This is a genomic window from Mesocryomonas lacus (assembly GCF_055730105.2).
Genome location: NZ_JBUZWF020000011.1, coordinates 1 through 17612, shown reverse-complemented (window position 1 = coordinate 17612; position 17612 = coordinate 1). Strand labels below are relative to the sequence as shown.

Annotated in this window: 15 protein-coding genes; 12 read left to right on the top strand and 3 right to left on the bottom strand. The window is 67.5% G+C overall.

Annotated elements, in window-relative coordinates:
* Positions 1 to 145: 145 nt before the first annotated feature.
* The 11 genes from zapE (at position 146) to lpdA (ending at position 13945) form a co-directional block, all read left to right on the top strand.
* Positions 146 to 1327, top strand: coding sequence for a cell division protein ZapE (zapE, locus tag ACZLZQ_RS23610; RefSeq protein ID WP_472951691.1), 1182 nt, complete (start codon positions 146 to 148; stop codon positions 1325 to 1327).
* A 653-nt stretch (positions 1328 to 1980) separates the two neighbouring features.
* On the top strand, positions 1981 to 2943 hold the full coding sequence (mdh, locus tag ACZLZQ_RS23605; RefSeq protein WP_472951690.1) for a malate dehydrogenase: 963 nt from the start codon (positions 1981 to 1983) through the stop codon (positions 2941 to 2943).
* A gap of 90 nt (positions 2944 to 3033) precedes the next feature.
* Complete coding sequence (gene sucC / locus ACZLZQ_RS23600; RefSeq protein WP_472951687.1) at positions 3034 to 4227, top strand: ADP-forming succinate--CoA ligase subunit beta; 1194 nt, start codon at positions 3034 to 3036, stop codon at positions 4225 to 4227.
* Between the two features lie 196 nt (positions 4228 to 4423).
* Positions 4424 to 5326: a succinate--CoA ligase subunit alpha gene (gene sucD / locus ACZLZQ_RS23595; RefSeq protein WP_472951686.1), complete on the top strand. Its 903-nt coding sequence runs from the start codon at positions 4424 to 4426 to the stop codon at positions 5324 to 5326.
* Between the two features lie 281 nt (positions 5327 to 5607).
* Positions 5608 to 8628 carry a 2-oxoglutarate dehydrogenase E1 component gene (locus ACZLZQ_RS23590; RefSeq protein ID WP_472951684.1) on the top strand — a complete coding sequence of 1007 codons (3021 nt, stop codon included), beginning with the start codon at positions 5608 to 5610 and terminating at the stop codon, positions 8626 to 8628.
* A 70-nt stretch (positions 8629 to 8698) separates the two neighbouring features.
* Positions 8699 to 9946 carry a 2-oxoglutarate dehydrogenase complex dihydrolipoyllysine-residue succinyltransferase gene (odhB, locus tag ACZLZQ_RS23585; RefSeq protein WP_472951682.1) on the top strand — a complete coding sequence of 416 codons (1248 nt, stop codon included), beginning with the start codon at positions 8699 to 8701 and terminating at the stop codon, positions 9944 to 9946.
* Positions 9947 to 10097: 151 nt separating this feature from the next.
* Positions 10098 to 10706, top strand: a complete 609-nt coding sequence (locus tag ACZLZQ_RS23580; RefSeq protein ID WP_472951726.1) for a LysE family translocator — start codon at positions 10098 to 10100, stop codon at positions 10704 to 10706.
* Positions 10699 to 11460: an SDR family oxidoreductase gene (locus ACZLZQ_RS23575; RefSeq protein WP_472951680.1), complete on the top strand. Its 762-nt coding sequence runs from the start codon at positions 10699 to 10701 to the stop codon at positions 11458 to 11460. The genes ACZLZQ_RS23580 and ACZLZQ_RS23575 overlap by 8 nt, the downstream gene beginning before the upstream one ends.
* Before the next feature lie 59 nt (positions 11461 to 11519).
* Positions 11520 to 12038 (top strand): hypothetical protein, encoded by a 519-nt coding sequence (locus tag ACZLZQ_RS23570; protein WP_472951678.1) that lies wholly within the window; start codon positions 11520 to 11522, stop codon positions 12036 to 12038.
* Between the two features lie 46 nt (positions 12039 to 12084).
* Positions 12085 to 12486, top strand: a complete 402-nt coding sequence (locus tag ACZLZQ_RS23565; RefSeq protein ID WP_472951677.1) for an MAPEG family protein — start codon at positions 12085 to 12087, stop codon at positions 12484 to 12486.
* Positions 12487 to 12529: 43 nt separating this feature from the next.
* On the top strand, positions 12530 to 13945 hold the full coding sequence (lpdA, locus tag ACZLZQ_RS23560; RefSeq protein ID WP_472936334.1) for a dihydrolipoyl dehydrogenase: 1416 nt from the start codon (positions 12530 to 12532) through the stop codon (positions 13943 to 13945).
* Positions 13946 to 14061: 116 nt separating this feature from the next.
* Here the strand turns inward: lpdA and ACZLZQ_RS23555 are convergent, their stop codons facing one another.
* The 3 genes from ACZLZQ_RS23555 to ACZLZQ_RS23545 form a co-directional block, all read right to left on the bottom strand.
* A complete protein-coding gene (locus ACZLZQ_RS23555; RefSeq protein WP_472951675.1) occupies positions 14062 to 14214 on the bottom strand; it encodes a hypothetical protein in 153 nt (50 codons plus the stop codon).
* 140 nt (positions 14215 to 14354) lie between these two features.
* Positions 14355 to 15419 (bottom strand): TraB/GumN family protein, encoded by a 1065-nt coding sequence (locus ACZLZQ_RS23550; RefSeq protein WP_472951673.1) that lies wholly within the window; start codon positions 15417 to 15419, stop codon positions 14355 to 14357.
* 185 nt (positions 15420 to 15604) lie between these two features.
* On the bottom strand, positions 15605 to 16549 hold the full coding sequence (locus ACZLZQ_RS23545; protein WP_472951672.1) for a tyrosine recombinase XerC: 945 nt from the start codon (positions 16547 to 16549) through the stop codon (positions 15605 to 15607).
* Between the two features lie 249 nt (positions 16550 to 16798).
* On the opposite strand from ACZLZQ_RS23545, the gene ACZLZQ_RS23540 reads away from it, so the two are divergent.
* Positions 16799 to 17233 carry an OsmC family protein gene (locus ACZLZQ_RS23540; protein ID WP_472936330.1) on the top strand — a complete coding sequence of 145 codons (435 nt, stop codon included), beginning with the start codon at positions 16799 to 16801 and terminating at the stop codon, positions 17231 to 17233.
* The last annotated feature ends 379 nt before the right edge of the window (positions 17234 to 17612 follow it).

Genomic DNA, 17612 nt, shown 5'->3' with positions numbered 1-17612 from the left:
GTGCCGGCAGGCCTGCTGCACCATCTGAAACGTCGTCATCCCGGGTCAGGCCCGAGATGACGACATTGAGGGGCGCGGCTTCGTTTCAGGGGTTTGTCTCCTGTTCAAGCCTTTCCTTGCCTCTTTCCAGCATCCGAGTTCCATCATGACCCCAGCCCCCGCACCGACCCGCCAGCGTCCCGGTCCGGTCAGGGCGGCGCTTGATCGGATGATCGAGACCGGCGAGATCGAGGCGGATCCGGCGCAGACGGCGCTGGCGAACCGGCTTGACGCGCTGGAGAAGGCGCTGTCGGCGACGACACTTGCCTCCAAGCAGAGCGCGCTCGGCTGGCTGTTCGGCAAGTCTAAGCCGGCAGAAGCGGTGCGCGGCGTCTACATCCACGGCGAGGTCGGCCGCGGCAAGACGATGATCATGGACATGTTCTTTCGCTCGGCAACCGTCGCGCCGAAGCGGCGGGTGCATTTCCATGCCTTCATGGCCGAGGTGCATGAGCGGATCGGCGCGCACCGCGACGCGGTGAAGGCGGGTACGGCCAAGGGCGACGACCCGATGCCGCCGGTGGCAAGCGATCTCGCCAAGACCGCAAGGCTGCTCTGCTTTGACGAGTTCTCGGTGACCGACGTCGCCGACGCGATGATCCTGTCGCGGCTGTTCAAGGCGATGTTTGCCGAAGGCGTGGTGCTGGTTGCCACCTCCAATGTCGCGCCGGACGATCTCTACCGCGACGGCCTGAACCGGGGTCTCTTCCTCCCCTTTGTCGACGAGCTGAAGCTGCATGTCGACATCATCCGCCTCGATGCGGCCGAGGACTACCGGCTGGCTGCGATCGGCGAGGAGAACCTCTACATCACGCCGCTCGGGCCGGAGACGGAGGAGCGGATGGACGCCGCCTGGCAGGTGCTCCTCGCCGGGCAGAAGCCTGCACCCGCCTCGCTGTCGGTGAAGGGACGGATCGTCCCGGTGCCAGCCGCGGGCAACGGCGCCGCGCGCTTCAGCTTCGACCAGTTGCTGCGGCTGCCGCTCGGCGCGCAGGACTATCTCGCCATCGCCCGGCGGTTCCACACCGTGATGCTGGACCGTGTGCCCGTGATGGCGGAGGCCGAGCGCAACGAGGCCAAGCGCTTCATCACGCTGATCGACGCGCTCTACGATTCCGGCCGGCGCGTGGTGATCTCGGCCGAGGCGCCGGTCGAGGAACTCTACACGGCGTCGCGGGGTACCGAGGCCTTCGAGTTCGCCCGCACCGTTTCGCGGCTGATCGAGATGCGCTCGGCCGACTATCTCGCCGCCGGTGGCGCCCAAAGCGCCGCGCCCATAGTATCCTGACGCAAGTCGGCACCGGGCACTGCCGGCGGATCCGCCAGGTCGCCGCGGTTGCGGCCGGAGCTTTTGGCGCGGTTGAGCGCGGTGTCCGCCGCCGTGACCAGCGTCTTGCGGCCGAGGCCGTCGCCCGCCACGGCAAGGCGAAACTCGCGGTGTCCGCGGTTTTCTGACCGGCAAAGCTGAAGGCTTTGCCGCAGTCCTTCCCCGGCTGCCCATGGCCGAGGACGCTCGAACGGCTGGGTTAAGACCCCGGTCACACCGCGGCGCTCCACGCGAAAACTCCTATCGTGCGATTGGTGATGTCGATGAATTTTTCTTTTCAGCGGCACAGCACGCGTTGGCATTGATCTCCCTCACGAAACACTCTTCCGTTTACGTAAGTGCCGGAGGTTCTAACCGTTTGAAAATGCTATAGTGCACTGCGAAGAGTTGAAAAATGGCGGCGACAGCTTTATGCCCTTTCGCGTGTACGGGAGTGCCACCTCTGTGCGCCCGACCGGGAATGCCGCTGCGGCAGGCCTGGCGGCGCGCCTCTCCCGAGAGACCTATCGCCTTTCGGCACGCCGGACGTTCTTGTCCTCCGCGTCGAACGGTCCCCGCGTGAGCCCGGCGCCTTCGGTTCCGGACCCGGCCAAACCAGGACGACGAAGGACAACATGGCCCGCAACAAGATCGCACTCATCGGCTCCGGCATGATCGGCGGCACGCTCGCCCATCTCGCCTCGCTCAAGGAACTCGGCGACATCGTGATGTTCGACATCGCGGAAGGCACGCCGCAGGGCAAGGCGCTCGACATTTCGCAGTCCGGCCCGGTCGAAGGCTTCGATGCCCATCTCTCCGGCGTCAACGACTATGCCGGCATCGCCGGCGCGGACGTCTGCATCGTTACCGCCGGCGTTCCGCGCAAGCCCGGCATGAGCCGCGACGATCTCCTCGGCATCAACCTGAAGGTCATGGAGCAGGTCGGCGCCGGCATCGCGAAATACGCGCCCGACGCCTTCGTCATCTGCATCACCAACCCGCTCGACGCGATGGTCTGGGCGCTGCAGAAGTTCTCGGGCCTGCCGAAGAACAAGGTCGTCGGCATGGCCGGCGTGCTGGACTCCGGCCGTTTCCGCACCTTCCTCGCCGACGAGTTCAAGGTCTCGGTCAACGACGTCACCGCCTTCGTTCTCGGCGGCCACGGCGACACCATGGTGCCGCTGACCCGCTATTCGACGGTTGCCGGCATTCCGCTGACCGATCTCGTCAAGATGGGCTGGATCTCGGCCGAGCGCCTGGAAGAAATCGTCCAGCGCACCCGTGACGGCGGCGCCGAGATCGTCGGCCTTCTGAAGACCGGCTCGGCCTTCTACGCCCCGGCCTCGTCGGCGATTGAGATGGCCGAGAGCTACCTCAAGGACAAGAAGCGCGTGCTGCCTTGCGCCGTCGCCTTGACCGGCGAGTACGGCCAGAAGGACCTCTATGTCGGCGTGCCCTGCGTCATCGGCGCCGGCGGCGTCGAGCGGGTGATCGAGATCGAGCTGATCGGCGACGAGAAGGCGCAGTTCGAAAAGTCGGTCGCCTCGGTGCGCGGCTTGATGGACGCCTGCCAAACGATCGCGCCGCACTTGGCGTAACCCCTTGCGGGCCGGGAAACCGGCCCGTTTCGCGTTTTTGAGCCGCGCGGGATTTCCACCCGCTGCCGCCGTTTCGAAAAGAGATTCCCGATGAACATTCACGAATACCAGGCCAAGGAAGTCCTCAAGAGCTTCGGCGCCCCGGTCGCCGCAGGCGTCGCGATCACCTCGGCCGCCGAGGCCGAGGCCGCCGCCAAGCAGCTGCCCGGCCCGCTCTACGTGGTGAAGAGCCAGATCCATGCCGGCGGCCGCGGCAAGGGCAAGTTCACCGAGCTCGGCCCGGATGCCAAGGGCGGCGTGCGCCTGTCGCGCTCGATCGAGGAAGTGGTCAAGAACGCCACGGAAATGCTCGGCAACACGCTGGTCACCAAGCAGACCGGCGACGCCGGCAAGCAGGTGAACCGCCTCTACATCGAGGACGGTGCCGACATCGACCGCGAGCTGTACCTCTCGATCCTCGTCGATCGCGCTGTCGGCCAGGTCGCCTTCGTGGTGTCCACCGAGGGCGGCATGGACATCGAGACCGTCGCGCACGACACGCCGGAGAAGATCATCAACGTCGCGATCGATCCGGTCGCCGGCGTCACCGACGAGAACGCCGCGCGCCTTTGCGACGCGCTGAAGCTCGAGGGCCAGGCGCGGACCGACGGCATGATGCTGTTCCCGATCCTCTATGACGCCTTCACCCAGAAGGACATGGCGCTGCTCGAGATCAACCCGCTGATCGTCATGACCGACGGCCGGCTGCGCGTGCTTGACGCCAAGGTCTCGTTCGACGGCAATGCCCTCTACCGCCATGACGACATCAAGGCGCTGCGCGACGAGAGCGAGGAAGACGCCAAGGAGATCGAGGCTTCCAAGTACGACCTCGCCTATGTCGCGCTCGACGGCGACATCGGCTGCATGGTCAACGGCGCGGGCCTCGCCATGGCGACCATGGACATCATCAAGCTCTACGGCGCCGAGCCCGCGAACTTCCTCGACGTCGGCGGCGGCGCCAACAAGGAGAAGGTGACCAACGCCTTCAAGATCATCACCGCCGACCCGAACGTGAAGGGCATCCTCGTCAACATCTTCGGCGGCATCATGAAGTGCGACGTCATCGCCGAGGGCGTCGTCGCCGCGGTGAAGGAAGTCGGCCTGAAGGTCCCGCTGGTGGTCCGCCTCGAGGGCACGAATGTCGAGCTCGGCAAGAAGATCCTCAACGAGAGCGGCCTTGCCATCACCGCGGCGGACGATCTCGACGATGCGGCCAAGAAGATCGTCGCGGCCGTCAAGGGCTGACCCGAACACGGCAGCGGTTCGCCAGGGACTTCGTCATCCCGGGCCTGAGCTCCCGGCTCAAGGCCGGGATGACGACATCGAAGGAAGCGGGTTCGCGACCATCGCGGCCGCTTCGTTCGCAAGAAATGGCAGACTTTGGCGCTGAAGCGCTTCGTTCAATTCTCGGCCCCAGCGCCGTTCAAATTCAGGAAACTTCATGTCCATTCTCGTCGACAAGAACACCAAGGTCATCGTCCAGGGCCTGACCGGCAAGACCGGCACCTTCCACACCGAGCAGGCGCTGGCCTATCACGGCACGCAGATGGTCGGCGGCACGCACCCGAAGAAGGGCGGCGAGACCTGGACGGGATCGAAGGGCGAGACGCTGCCGATCTTCACCTCGGTCGCCGAAGCCCGCGACAAGACCGGCGCCAACGCCTCGGTGATCTACGTGCCGCCGGCGGGCGCTGCCGCGGCGATCCTCGAGGCGATCGAGGCGGAGATCCCGCTGATCGTCTGCATCACCGAGGGCATTCCGGTGATGGACATGGTCAAGGTCAAGGCGCGGCTCGACGCGTCCTCGTCGCGGCTGATCGGCCCGAACTGCCCGGGCGTGATGACGCCGGACCAGTGCAAGATCGGCATCATGCCGGGCAATATCTTCAAGAAGGGCAATGTCGGCATCGTTTCCCGCTCGGGAACGCTTACCTATGAGGCGGTCTTCCAGACCACGAACGCAGGCCTCGGCCAGACCACGGCCGTCGGCATCGGCGGCGACCCGGTGAAGGGCACCGAGTTCATCGACATGCTGGAGATGTTCCTCGCCGACGACGAGACGCAGTCGATCATCATGATCGGCGAGATCGGCGGCTCTGCCGAGGAAGAGGCGGCGCAGTTCATCGCCGACGAGGCGAAGAAGGGCCGCAAGAAGCCGATGGTCGGCTTTATCGCTGGCCGCACCGCGCCTGCCGGACGCACCATGGGCCATGCCGGCGCCGTGGTCTCCGGCGGCAAGGGCGGCGCCGAGGACAAGATCGCGGCGATGGAAGCGGCGGGCATCCGTGTTTCGCCGTCTCCCGCCCGTCTTGGCACGACGCTGGTCGAGGTTCTCAAGGGCTGAGCTGGCCTGCGGCGCTCAGCGCTGCGGCAGGGAACGGTCAGTCCAGGGAAAGGCGGTTGCGGCAGAAGCCGCACACGTTTTCCGGGAAAGCCGGCAAAACGCCCGATTGTCGGGCGAGAGACACGTGTAGGGCGCCGGGTCGATCAGAGCCGGCGCTTGAGTGAACGGCGGAGAGCGGGAGGCACGAGGCCGATCCCCGTCCGCGATGACGGTCAAATCCTCCCCGTCTCCGATGACGGGTCAAATCCAAGGAGACGGCGCTTCCGGGCGCCGCGGCACAGATGGCACGCAACGAAGCGAACGAAACTCTCGCGCTGACGTCCTTCCTCTACGGCGGCAACGCCGACTATATTGAGGACCTCTACGCCCGCTACGAGAACGATGCGGCGTCCGTGCCGCCGGAATGGTCGGACTTCTTCGGTTCGCTGAAGGAGGACAAGGCGACTGTTCTGAAGAACGCCGAGGGCGCCTCCTGGACCAAGGCCAACTGGCCGATCGCCGCCAATGGCGAGCTGGTGTCGGCGCTCGACGGCAACTGGCCGGCGACGCCGCCCGCCAAGGGCGCCAAGCCCGCAGCGCCCGCCAAGAGCGCCGAAAAGGCCGGCGACAAGCCCGCGCCGACGGCCGAGGCCGGTCTCAGCCAGGCCGCCGTGCTGCAGGCGACACGCGATTCAACCCGCGCTTTGATGCTGATCCGCGCCTTCCGGGTGCGCGGCCATCTCCACGCCAAGCTCGACCCGCTCGGCATCGCCGCCCCGCTCGACGACGACTACAACGAGCTGTCGCCGAAGGCCTACGGCTTCACCGAGGCGGACTACGACCGCAAAATCTTCATCGACAACGTGCTGGGCATGGAGTTCGCCACGCTCCGGCAGATCGTCGACATCCTGACGCGCACCTATTGCTCGACGCTCGGCTTCGAGTTCATGCACATCTCGAACCCCGTCGAGAAGGCCTGGCTGCAGGAGCGCATCGAGGGACCGGACAAGGGCGTCACCTTCACCCCCGAGGGCAAGCGCGCCATCCTCAACAAGCTGATCGAGGCCGAGGGCTTCGAGAAGTTCATCGACGTCAAGTACAAGGGCACCAAGCGCTTCGGCCTCGACGGCGGTGAATCGCTGATCCCGGCGCTCGAGCAGATCATCAAGCGCGGCGGCCAGCTGGGCATGAAGGAGATCATCCTCGGCATGGCCCATCGCGGCCGGCTGAACGTGCTCTCCCAAGTGATGGCAAAACCCCACCGGGCGATCTTCCACGAGTTCTCCGGCGGCTCCTACAAGCCGGAGGACGTCGAGGGCTCGGGCGACGTGAAGTACCATCTCGGTGCCTCGTCGGACCGCGAGTTCGACCAGAACAAGGTGCACCTGTCGCTCACCGCCAACCCCTCGCATCTCGAGATCGTTAACCCGGTCGTGCTCGGCAAGGCGCGCGCCAAGCAGGACGCGCTGGTCGGTCGCACCCGTACCGAGATCGTGCCGCTGGAAGTGCGCCGCCAGGTCATGCCGCTGCTGATCCACGGCGATGCGGCCTTTGCCGGCCAGGGCGTCGTCGCCGAATGCTTCGGCCTGTCGGGCCTGCGCGGCCACCGCGTCGGCGGCTCCGTGCACTTCATCATCAACAACCAGATCGGCTTCACGACGAACCCGCGCCTGTCGCGCTCGTCGCCCTATCCGTCCGATGTCGCCAAGATGGTCGAGGCGCCGATCTTCCACGTCAACGGCGATGATCCGGAGGCGGTGGTCTACGCCGCCAAGGTCGCGACCGAATTTCGCATGCAGTTCCACAAGCCGGTGGTCGTGGACATGTTCTGCTACCGCCGCTTCGGCCACAACGAGGGCGACGAGCCGGGCTTCACCCAGCCGATCATGTACAAATCGATCCGCGGCCATGCGACAACGCTCGAAATCTACGCCAAGAAGCTGGTGGAAGAGGGCGTGCTGAGCCAGGAGGACGTCGACTCCCGCAAGGCCGAATGGCGCCAGCACCTCGAGGAAGAGCACGAGGCCGGGCAGAGCTATAACCCGAACAAGGCCGACTGGCTGGACGGCGCCTGGTCGGGGCTTCGCCGCGCCGAGCAGGAAGACGAGCCGCGCCGCGGCGTCACCGGCGTGCCGCTGAAGACGCTGAAGGACATCGGCAAGAAGCTGTCGGAGGTTCCCGAGAACTTCAACGTCCACAAGACCATCCAGCGCTTCCTCGACAACCGCTCCAAGGCGATCGAGTCGGGCGAGGGCATCGACTGGGCGACCGCCGAGGCGCTGGCTTTCGGCACGCTTGTCACCGACGGCTCCCCGGTTCGGCTGTCCGGCCAGGATTCTGAGCGCGGCACGTTCAGCCAACGCCATTCGGTGCTCTACGACCAGAACGACGAGACGCGCTACGTGCCGCTGGCGAACCTTGCCAAGGGCCAGGCGATCTACGAGGTCATCAACTCGATGCTCTCGGAAGAGGCGGTGCTCGGCTTCGAGTACGGCTATTCGCTGGCCGAGCCGAACGCGCTGACGCTCTGGGAGGCCCAGTTCGGCGACTTCGTGAACGGCGCCCAGGTGGTCATCGACCAGTTCATCTCGTCCGGCGAGGCCAAGTGGCTGCGCATGTCGGGCCTCGTGATGCTCTTGCCGCATGGCTATGAGGGCCAGGGACCGGAGCACTCCTCCGCCCGGCTCGAGCGGTTCCTGCAGCAGTGCGCGCAGGACAACATGCAGGTCGCCAACGTCACGACGCCGGCGAACTACTTCCACATCCTACGCCGACAGATGAAGCGCGACTTCCGCAAGCCGCTGATCCTGATGACGCCGAAGTCGCTGCTGCGGCACAAGCGGGCGATCTCGGACCTGTCGGAAATGTCGGGCGAGACCTCCTTCCACCGCCTGCTCTGGGACGATGCCGAGATGAAGAAGGACGGGCCGATCAAGCTCGTCAAGGACGCCAAGATGCGGCGCGTCGTGATCTCCACCGGCAAGGTCTATTACGACCTGTTCGAGGAGCGCGAGAAGCGCGGCATCGACGACATCTACCTGCTTCGGCTCGAGCAGCTCTACCCGTTCCCGGCCAAGGCGTTGATCGGCGAGCTCTCGCGCTTCAAGCAGGCGGAAATCGTCTGGTGCCAGGAGGAGCCCAAGAACATGGGCGCCTGGTCCTTCGTCGACCCCTATCTCGAATGGGTGCTGGAGCACATCGGCGCCGACAAGCGCCGGGCGCGCTATGCCGGTCGCCCGGCGGCGGCCTCGCCTGCTGCCGGCACGATGTCGAAGCACCTGTCGCAGCTCGAAGCCTTCCTGGAAGACGCACTCGGCAATTGAGCCGGGTGCCCCTCTGCCTCACCGTCTACCGCGGAACCCTCCCGCCAAATTCTCGAGAGATCGAACACCGATGAGCACCGAAATCAAAGTCCCGACGCTGGGCGAGTCCGTCACCGAGGCCACGATCGGCCAATGGTTCAAGAAGGTCGGCGACACCGTGGCGCAGGATGAGACGATCGCCGAGCTCGAAACCGACAAGGTGACGATCGAAGTGCCGGCGCCTGCCGCCGGCGTCCTCGAGAACATCGCGGTCGCCGAGGGCGAGACCGTCGCCGTCGGCGGCGTGCTCGGCTCGATCGGCGAGGGGACTGGCGCTGCGCCCGCGCCCGCCGAGGCCAAGCCTGCGGCGCCGGCCGCTGCCGCCCCGGCCGCTGCCCCCGCCGCCCCGGCGCCGGCAGCCCCTGCCGCAGCCTCCGCCCCGGCTGCAGCCGGCGGCATGCCCGCCGCCCCGTCGGCGCAGAAGTTGATGACCGAGAACAACCTCACCGACGTCGACGGCTCGGGCAAGCGCGGCCAGGTGCTGAAGGGCGACGTGCTCGCCGCCATCGCCCGCGGCCCCGCGGCCGCTGCCGAGAAGGCCCCGGCCGCCCCGCGTGCCGCCTCGTCGGCGAGCGAGGAGAGCCGGGAGGAGCGGGTGAAGATGACCCGCCTCCGCCAGACCATCGCGCGCCGCCTGAAGGATGCGCAGGACACGGCGGCGATGCTGACGACCTTCAACGAGGTCGACATGACCGCGGTGATGGAGCTGCGCAAGAAGTACAAGGACCTGTTCGAGAAGAAGCACGGCGTGAAGCTCGGCTTCATGGGCTTCTTCACCAAGGCAGTCTGCCATGCGTTGAAGGAAATTCCGGCCGTGAACGCCGAGATCGACGGCACCGACCTCATCTACAAGCAGTACGCCCACATCGGCGTCGCCGTCGGCACCGACAAGGGCCTCGTCGTGCCGGTGGTGCGCGATGCCGACCAGATGACCATTGCCGAGATCGAGAAGGATATCGGCCGGCTCGGCCTGCTCGCCCGCGACGGTAAGCTCGGCGTCTCCGACATGCAGGGCGGCACCTTCACCATCTCGAACGGCGGCGTCTACGGCTCGCTGATGTCGACGCCGATCCTCAACGCGCCGCAGTCGGGCATCCTCGGCATGCACAAGATCCAGGAGCGCCCGGTGGCGATCAACGGCCAGGTGGTGATCCGGCCGATGATGTACCTCGCGCTCAGCTACGACCACCGCATCGTCGACGGCAAGGAGGCGGTGACCTTCCTCGTTCGCGTCAAGGACAGCCTGGAAGATCCCGAGCGCCTCGTCCTCGACCTCTGATCGCCCCATCGGGCCGTGGTCCGGATGGACCGCGGCCCGATGACCGTCTGGCCGGCCTTTTTGCCAGGGGACGGCGGCGAGCCTCAGTCTCGTCCGCCTGTGAGCTGAAGGAACCGCGTTGAGCCCCTATGTCGTCGAACTCGCCACGCTGATGGCCGTGTTCTCCGTGGTCATCGTGGTGCCCGGCGCCGATCTCGCGCTCGTCATGCGCCAGTCGATCACCCACGGGCGGCGGGCGGCGATCCTCACGAGCTTCGGCCTCGGCGCCTCGCTGCTGTTCCACGTGACCTACACGATCCTCGGGATCGGTCTCATCGTCTCGCAGTCGATCATCGCCTTCAACATCGTGAAATGGTGCGGCGCTGCCTACCTCCTCTACCTCGGCTATCGCTCGCTAAAGGACGCGAACCAGCCGATCTCTGCCGTCGACGGTGGTACAGAGGCGCGCGAGCCGATCTCCGACGTCCGCGCCTTCGCGATGGGCTTCGTGACCAATGCCCTCAACCCGAAAGCCGTCGTGTTCTTCCTGTCGCTGTTTTCATCGCTGATCAGCCTCCAGACGCCCGTCGCGATGAAGGCGGGCTACGGGCTGGTGATGGCGAGCGCCTTGGTCCTCTGGTTCATCGGCGTCTCGCTGTTCTTCACCATCCCCGCCGTGCGCGACCGCTTCCTTCGGGCCGGGCGCTGGATCATGCGCGTCACCGGCTTTGTCTTCATCGGCCTTGGGCTGAAGCTGGCGACGGAGAAGATGCATGGTTGATCGCGGCGTTGTTATCGTCACCGGTGGATCGCGGGGCATCGGCGCGGCGGTCTGCCGTCTTGCAGGTGCTGCCGGCTATGCCGTCGTGGTGAACTATGCCAGCCGCCGGGATGCGGCGGAGGCCGTGGTCGCCGAGATCGAGGCGGCGGGCGGCAAGGCTGTGGCGGTCGCGGGCGATGTCGGCGTCGAGGCCGACGTGCTGGCGATCTTCGCCGCGGCCGATGCCCTCGGGACGCTCACGGCGCTGGTCAACAATGCCGGCGTCGTCGACCTGCCCTCGGCGGTCGCCGACATTTCGCTCGCGCGATTGGAGCGGATGTTCCGGATCAACGTCATCGGCAGTTTCCTCTGCGCCCGCGAGGCGGCACGGCGCATGTCGCTGTCGCGGGGCGGACAGGGCGGCGCGATCGTCAACCTCTCCTCGGCCGCCGCCAAGCTCGGTGCGCCCGGCCTCTTCGTCGACTATGCCGCCGCCAAGGGCGCGATCGACACGTTCACGGTCGGGCTCGCCCGCGAGCTCGCGGCCGACGGGGTGCGGGTCAACGCGGTGCGCCCCGGCATCATCGAGACCGACATCCACGTCTCCGGCGGCACGCCGGACCGCGTGGCCGAGATGACGCCGCAGCTGCCGATGAAACGGCCGGGGACGGCCGAGGAGGTCGCGAAGGCGGTGATGTGGCTGGTGTCGGACGAGGCGTCCTATTCCACCGGCGCGATCCTCGACGTCTCCGGCGGCCGCGCGGTTCTGCCGTGAGCGGGGCGAGCGATGGCCGCGCCCGGCATGTGGCGGTCGAGGCAAGGAAGGGAAGACGGATGCGCGGCGACCACATGCTGGCCTTGAGGCTTCAACGATTTATCGCGACCGTGCTGCTTGTCGGCGCCGCCGTGCCGGCCTTCGCCCAGGACGAACCGGACTACCGTGACGACCGCTCGACTCCGGAGTCCGTCGTCGAATCGCTCTACAATGCCGTCACGCGAAAGGAATTCCTGCGGGCGCATTCCTATTTCCAGGCCAATGCCGAGGTGCCGCCGCTGGACGCCTTCGCCAAGGGTTATGCCGATACGGCCCGCGTCCGCGTTCGCCCGGGCAAGGCGACCGGCGACGGTGCGGCCGGCTCGATCTTCTACTCGCTGCCGGTGGTGGTGGAATCGGTCTCGACAGCGGGGAAGGCGACCGTCTTCACCGGCTGCTACGAGCTGCGCCTGGTGCAGCCGGCAGTCCAGGCCCTGCCGCCGTTCCAGCCGCTCGGCATCGTCAAGGGCAAGCTGTCGGAGACGACGGCGTCCTTTGCCGATGCGCGCGGACAATGCGCCGCGGACGGTCTCGAATGACTCGCCACCCGACCTCGCTTGCCCGCTCCACCCGAAGGATCTTGCCATGACCGCTCCCTTGCCTATCGAACTCGTGATCCTCGCGCTGTCGGTCCTGCTGCTCTTCGTCCACATCGGCCTGCAAGGCATGCTGGCGACGCGCGAGCGCGGCAGCGCCTGGAACGCGGGGCCGCGCGATGGCGAGATGCCGAAACTCAGCCCGCTGGCGGGCCGCGCCGAGCGGGCGCTGTCGAATTTCAACGAGACCTATCCGGCCTTCATCGCCGCGGTGCTCGTCGTCGTGATCTCCGGGCGGACCGGCGGCTGGTCGGCGTTCGGCGTCTGGCTCTGGCTCGTCGCGCGGCTCGGCTATATCCCGCTCTATCTCGCCGGCATCCCCTATATCCGCAGCCTCGCCTGGGTCGCCTCGGCCGTCGGCATCCTTCTCGTCCTCGCGGAACTCCTCTGAGATCCCCATATCCCGTCCATCATCTTGAACTGAAGAGAACATCATGTCTGACACCCTCTACGACCTCGTCGTCATCGGCTCGGGCCCCGGCGGCTACGTCGCGGCGATCAAGGCGGCCCAGCTCGGCCTGAAGGTCGCGGTCGTCGAGAAGCGCAAGACCTATGGCGGTACCTGCCTCAACGTCGGCTGCATTCCCTCGAAAGCCCTGCTGCACGCCTCGGAAATGTTCGAGGAGGCCGGCCACTCCTTCGCCTCGCTCGGCATCCAGGTCTCGCCGGTGCTCGACCTGCCGACCATGCTCGGCCACAAGGACAAGACGGTGAAGGCCAATGTCGACGGCATCGCCTTCCTGTTCAAGAAGAACAAGATCGACGGCATCTTCGGCACCGGGCGCATCGTCGATGCCGGCAGCGTCGAGGTGACGGCCGAGGACGGCGCCAAGCGGACGCTCGCCACCAAGGCGATCTGCATCGCGACCGGCTCGACGGTCGCCGGCATTCCGGGCGTCGACGTCGCCTTCGACACCACGACCATCGTCTCCTCCGACCATGCGATCGCCCTCGAGAAGGTGCCGGCGAAGATGGTCGTCGTCGGCGGCGGCGTGATCGGCGTCGAGCTCGGCTCGGTCTGGTCGCGGCTGGGTGCCGAGGTGACGGTCGTCGAGTATCTCGGCAAGCTCCTGGGCTCGATGGACGGCGAGATCTCCAACCAGTTCCAGAAGCTCCTGGCCAAGCAGGGCATGGCCTTCAAGATGGGAGCGAAGGTCACCGCGGTCGAGAAGACCGGGACCGGCGCCCGCGTCACCTTCGAACCGGTGGCCGGCGGCGCGGCCGAGACGATCGAGGCCGACGTCGTGCTGGTCGCGACCGGCCGCAAGCCGTTCACCGAGGGGCTCGGCCTCGAGGCGGTCGGCGTCGCGCTCGACAAAGCGGGCCGCGTCGAGATCGACGCGCATTTCCGCACCAACGTGCCCGGCATCTATGCCATTGGCGACGTGGTGAAGGGGCCGATGCTCGCGCACAAGGCCGAGGACGAGGGCGTCGCGCTCGCCGAGATCCTCGTTGGCCAGGCCGGCCACGTGAACTACGGCGTCATCCCGGCCGTGGTCTACACCGCGCCGGAAGTCGCCTCGATCGGGCGCACCGAGGAGGAGCTCAAGGCCGACGGCGTCGACTACAAGGTCGGCAAGTTCTCCTTCACCGCCAATGGCCGCGCCCGCGCCATGCAGCACACCGACGGCTTCGTGAAGGTGCTCGCCGACAAGGCCACCGACAAGGTGCTGGGCGTCCACATCCTCGGCTTCAGCGCCGGCGACATGATCCACGAGGCGGCGGTGCTGATGGAGTTCGGCGGCTCGTCCGAAGATCTCGCCCGCACCAGCCACGCCCATCCGACGCTGTCGGAAGCGGTGCGCGAGGCGGCCTTCGCCGCCTTCTCCGGCAAGCCCATCCACGCCTGAACCCTTTGGGGTTCCGCTGATAGCAAGAAGGCCCGGGAGGCGATCCCGGGCCTTTTCGCGTTTTGGGGGGGCGGTCGGCGTCTGGCGCTTGGCCGGTGAGCGCCGTGCGCGTTCGCTCAGCCCTTGTCCGAGGTCGCCACGCTGCTGGAGGCGGTGGTGACGGGCTTGGCGGTCGAGGCGGTGTTGTGCCCGGGGCAGTCGGCGAAGGCCGCCCCGGCAAAGCTTGCCGTGAGGCCGAGGGCCAGGGCGGCGGATACGAGGGATTTCATCGCGTCTCTCCTGTTGCCGTTACGCCAGCGAGTATGAACGCGTGCTGCCGCAGCGCAATCGGCGCCGGGTCACGATCTGGTGCACGCGCCGCGCTCCTTGCCGACCGCCGGCATCCCTGTGCGCCCCGGGGTTTGCCCAGTCAGTCGAGGCGCTCGACGGTGAAGCCGGCCTGCCGCAGCAGCGCGACGAGGCCTTGCTCGCCCGGCAGGTGCAAGGCGCCGACCGCCACCATCGCGCCGCCCTTGGCGAGGATCGGCTGCAGCCGTTCGGCCATCACATGGTTGCGCCGGGTGACGATGCGCTCCTCGAACGCCGTGTTGCCGGCGATCATCTCGGCCGTCATGCTGCCTGCCGGCATCGCGGCATCCGACAGCGGCGTGATGAGGGCGATGTGGCCGGCGAGATAGAGCTCGGTCATCGTCTCGAAGATCGCCGGCAGCTGGTCCTTCACCGCGAGCGTCGCGAGGAGGTTGTCGACCTGCAACCCGATCGGCAGCGAGGCCATCGCCTCCAGCTGCTCGCTCGCCTTTTCCAGCCCGAGCACCGCCTTGCCGGCGGCCTTCGCCTGTTGCGCCAGGCTGAGGTCGAGAGGTGCGGCGCCCGCCGCCAGCCGCGCCGTCTCGCAGGCGGGCATCATGATGCCCGCGGCAAAGAACCAGGGCTGCAGCGTCTCGATGGCCTGCAGCGGGATGCCGGCTGTGTCGAGGGCGGCGGTCAGCGTCGTGCGCTGGGCCGGGCTGATGTAGTCGCCGAGCCTTTGGCCCGCCGGCAGGTTGATGAGATCGGTGCGCGCGAGCACCGCGAGCTCCGCGGCAGCGCCGCCGAGAATGTCGGTGGTCTCGATGACCAGCGTTTCCGCCGCATCGAAGCCGGCCTTGGCGGGAGCCGGCAGCGCGAGGATGCGGGGATCGCTGAGATGCATGGTGCCGAACAGCGTGGAGTCGGCGATGCCCTCCTTCTGCAGCCGGTAGACCCGGCCCTCGCCGTTCGGCACCGCGGCGGCGATCTTTGCTTGCTCGGCATAGACGCCCGAGGCGCGAAAGCCCGGCAGGAGGCTCGTCGCCGTGCAGGCGGGTTCACCGTCCGGCGCCGCCCTTGCGGGCGCGCCGACGAGGAGGAGGAGCGATGCGAACGCCGCGGGCACCAGCGCCCGCCAGAGCGTCGACAGGGCGGCCTGCGCCGGCGGGGGAGGGCAAGCGGACATGTCGGGCTCCATTGGCGCGGGACGTTTAGGAGAGGGCGCCTCGCGCCAAGACCTACCGCGCGAAAGCGACCGCGGGAAGGCATGGGAGGCCAAGCTAAGGCGTCGCGCCGGCGGGTTCGACTTCCCCGCAGGTCAGGCGCGCCGGTGGATCGACGCGTCCCTCCCGCCTGCCAGCGGCTGAGGGGTCAGCCGCGGCGCGCGCGCGGATGGGCGCTCTCGTAGACCGTCATCAGCCGGTCCCGGTCGACCGCGGTATAGTGCTGGGTGGTGGACAGGCTGGCATGGCCGAGGAGGTCCTGGATGGTCCGCAGGTCGCCGCCGGCGGCGAGAAGGTGCGTCGCGAAGGAGTGGCGCAGCGCGTGCGGCGTCGCCGTGTCCGGCAATCCGAGCGCGCCGCGCAGCTTCTGCATCTCGCGCTGGATGATCTGCGGGCGCAGCGGGCCGCCGCGGTGGCCGCGGAACAGCGGCCCCTCGGCGGAGAGGGCGTAGGGACAGAGGCGGCGGTACTCGGCGGCGGCGGCGAGCACCGCCGGCAGCAGCGGCACCAGCCGCGTCTTGCCGCCCTTGCCGCTCACCGGCATCGACCGGGCGCCGGGATCGCACAGTGCATCGCCCGGCAGGTCCAGCGCCTCGGAGATGCGCAGCCCGCAGCCGTAGAGAAGCGTCAGCACCGCGACATTGCGGGCGGAGATCCAGGGCAAGGTGCCGAGCGCGCCGCCGTCTTCCGCCACCGACAAGGCGTCGGTCACGCTCAGCGGCCGCGGCAGGTTCTTCGCCTGTTTGGGCGCGCGCATCGCCATGGCGCCGGCGGTGGAGGCGAGGCCCTTGCGCTCGAGATGGCGCAGGAAGGAGCGAAGCCCCGCAAGGGCCCGGCCCATCGTCTTGGCGCCCGCGCCGTCGCGCCGCCGTGTGGCGAGGAAGGCGCGAAGGTCGGCAGGCCGGAGGTCTTCGAGGTCGGCGAGCTGCGCCGGGCGGCCGTGATAGGCGGTGAGAAAGGACAGGAACTGCCGGACATCGCGCTCATAGGCCTCGAGCGTGTTCTCGGCCGAGCGCCGCTCGTCCGCCAGCACCGTCAGCCAGCCGGCCTTTTCCGCGAGCACGGTGGGGGAGGCGAAGACGAGGAGGGACATGCGGGGATCTCCGGGTGCGGGCGGAACGCGCGGGCCTTCGGCAGCATCGCCGATCATCGTCTCCAGGAGGTTACCGGAGAAAGGCGCCCGCGTACGCCGGACATCGGCCAAATCTGCCGCTGCCGGGATGGGGACGCTCCCTGCGACGGCGAACCCCCTCGGAATCGTCCGGCCGGCCCCTAGCTGAAAGGCCATGCCCGCATCTGGCGGGCGAGACCGCGGCTTCGGTCGCCATGAAAGGATTACGCCATGAAACGTCACGCAACCGCCATCTGGCACGGCGCCCTCTCCGACGGGAAGGGCGAGATCACCACCCAGTCGGGCGCGCTCGAGCACCACGGTTACTCCTTCAAGGGCCGCTTCGAGGACGAGTCGGGCAAGTCGGGCACCAATCCAGAGGAGCTTCTGGCCGCGGCCCATGCCGGCTGCTTCGCCATGCAGCTCTCGCACATGCTCGCCGAGCACGGCACGCCGGCTGCGACGCTCACCGCCAAGGGCGTCGTGACCGTCGACCCCGCCGGTGGAGGCTTTGCCATCAGCTCGAGCAAGCTGACGCTCGAAGCCGACGTCCCCGGGCTCGACGACGCGGCGTTCCAGAAGCTGGCCACGGCTGCCAAGGACAGCTGCCCGCTGTCGAAGGCGCTGGGCGCCATCGAGATTTCGCTGGATGCCAAGCTCGTCTGATCAGGTCCTTCGGCTGCTGTGAGACGCACGACAGGCCGCCGAAGCGTCGCGTAGGGCCAATGGGAATGCGGGAAGGAGTGGGGGCCCGCTGTGTCGCGCGGGTCCCCGCGACAAAGAAGGGGTCTGATGACAAGAGCTACCTCCTGCCTTTTGGACATGCAGGATGCCCTCGGAATACGCACGGGATGCGCATTCCTTCAGCTTGAAATCGCTGATGAAAACGCTTTTGGGAGGGCCTTCGAAGAGCGGTTCCCGGCGGAGGTGACGGCAGGGTGACGACAGCAGCGCCTGCGGGGTAGGGGTTTGCGGACTTTTCAGAAAAGTTTCGTCCCGTCGCAGATTTGTTGAAAACGGTCGTTGACAGTTCGAGAGGGCGTGG

What these genes read in the sequence shown, in the direction of transcription:
- zapE (WP_472951691.1), top strand. Translation starts at nt 146, where the DNA reads ATGACCCCAGCCCCCGCACCGACCCGCCAGCGTCCCGGTCCGGTCAGG.
- mdh (WP_472951690.1), top strand. Translation starts at nt 1,981, where the DNA reads ATGGCCCGCAACAAGATCGCACTCATCGGCTCCGGCATGATCGGCGGC.
- sucC (WP_472951687.1), top strand. Translation starts at nt 3,034, where the DNA reads ATGAACATTCACGAATACCAGGCCAAGGAAGTCCTCAAGAGCTTCGGC.
- sucD (WP_472951686.1), top strand. Translation starts at nt 4,424, where the DNA reads ATGTCCATTCTCGTCGACAAGAACACCAAGGTCATCGTCCAGGGCCTG.
- ACZLZQ_RS23590 (WP_472951684.1), top strand. Translation starts at nt 5,608, where the DNA reads ATGGCACGCAACGAAGCGAACGAAACTCTCGCGCTGACGTCCTTCCTC.
- odhB (WP_472951682.1), top strand. Translation starts at nt 8,699, where the DNA reads ATGAGCACCGAAATCAAAGTCCCGACGCTGGGCGAGTCCGTCACCGAG.
- ACZLZQ_RS23580 (WP_472951726.1), top strand. Translation starts at nt 10,098, where the DNA reads ATGGCCGTGTTCTCCGTGGTCATCGTGGTGCCCGGCGCCGATCTCGCG.
- ACZLZQ_RS23575 (WP_472951680.1), top strand. Translation starts at nt 10,699, where the DNA reads ATGGTTGATCGCGGCGTTGTTATCGTCACCGGTGGATCGCGGGGCATC.
- ACZLZQ_RS23570 (WP_472951678.1), top strand. Translation starts at nt 11,520, where the DNA reads ATGCGCGGCGACCACATGCTGGCCTTGAGGCTTCAACGATTTATCGCG.
- ACZLZQ_RS23565 (WP_472951677.1), top strand. Translation starts at nt 12,085, where the DNA reads ATGACCGCTCCCTTGCCTATCGAACTCGTGATCCTCGCGCTGTCGGTC.
- lpdA (WP_472936334.1), top strand. Translation starts at nt 12,530, where the DNA reads ATGTCTGACACCCTCTACGACCTCGTCGTCATCGGCTCGGGCCCCGGC.
- ACZLZQ_RS23555 (WP_472951675.1), bottom strand. Translation starts at nt 14,214, where the DNA reads ATGAAATCCCTCGTATCCGCCGCCCTGGCCCTCGGCCTCACGGCAAGC.
- ACZLZQ_RS23550 (WP_472951673.1), bottom strand. Translation starts at nt 15,419, where the DNA reads ATGTCCGCTTGCCCTCCCCCGCCGGCGCAGGCCGCCCTGTCGACGCTC.
- ACZLZQ_RS23545 (WP_472951672.1), bottom strand. Translation starts at nt 16,549, where the DNA reads ATGTCCCTCCTCGTCTTCGCCTCCCCCACCGTGCTCGCGGAAAAGGCC.
- ACZLZQ_RS23540 (WP_472936330.1), top strand. Translation starts at nt 16,799, where the DNA reads ATGAAACGTCACGCAACCGCCATCTGGCACGGCGCCCTCTCCGACGGG.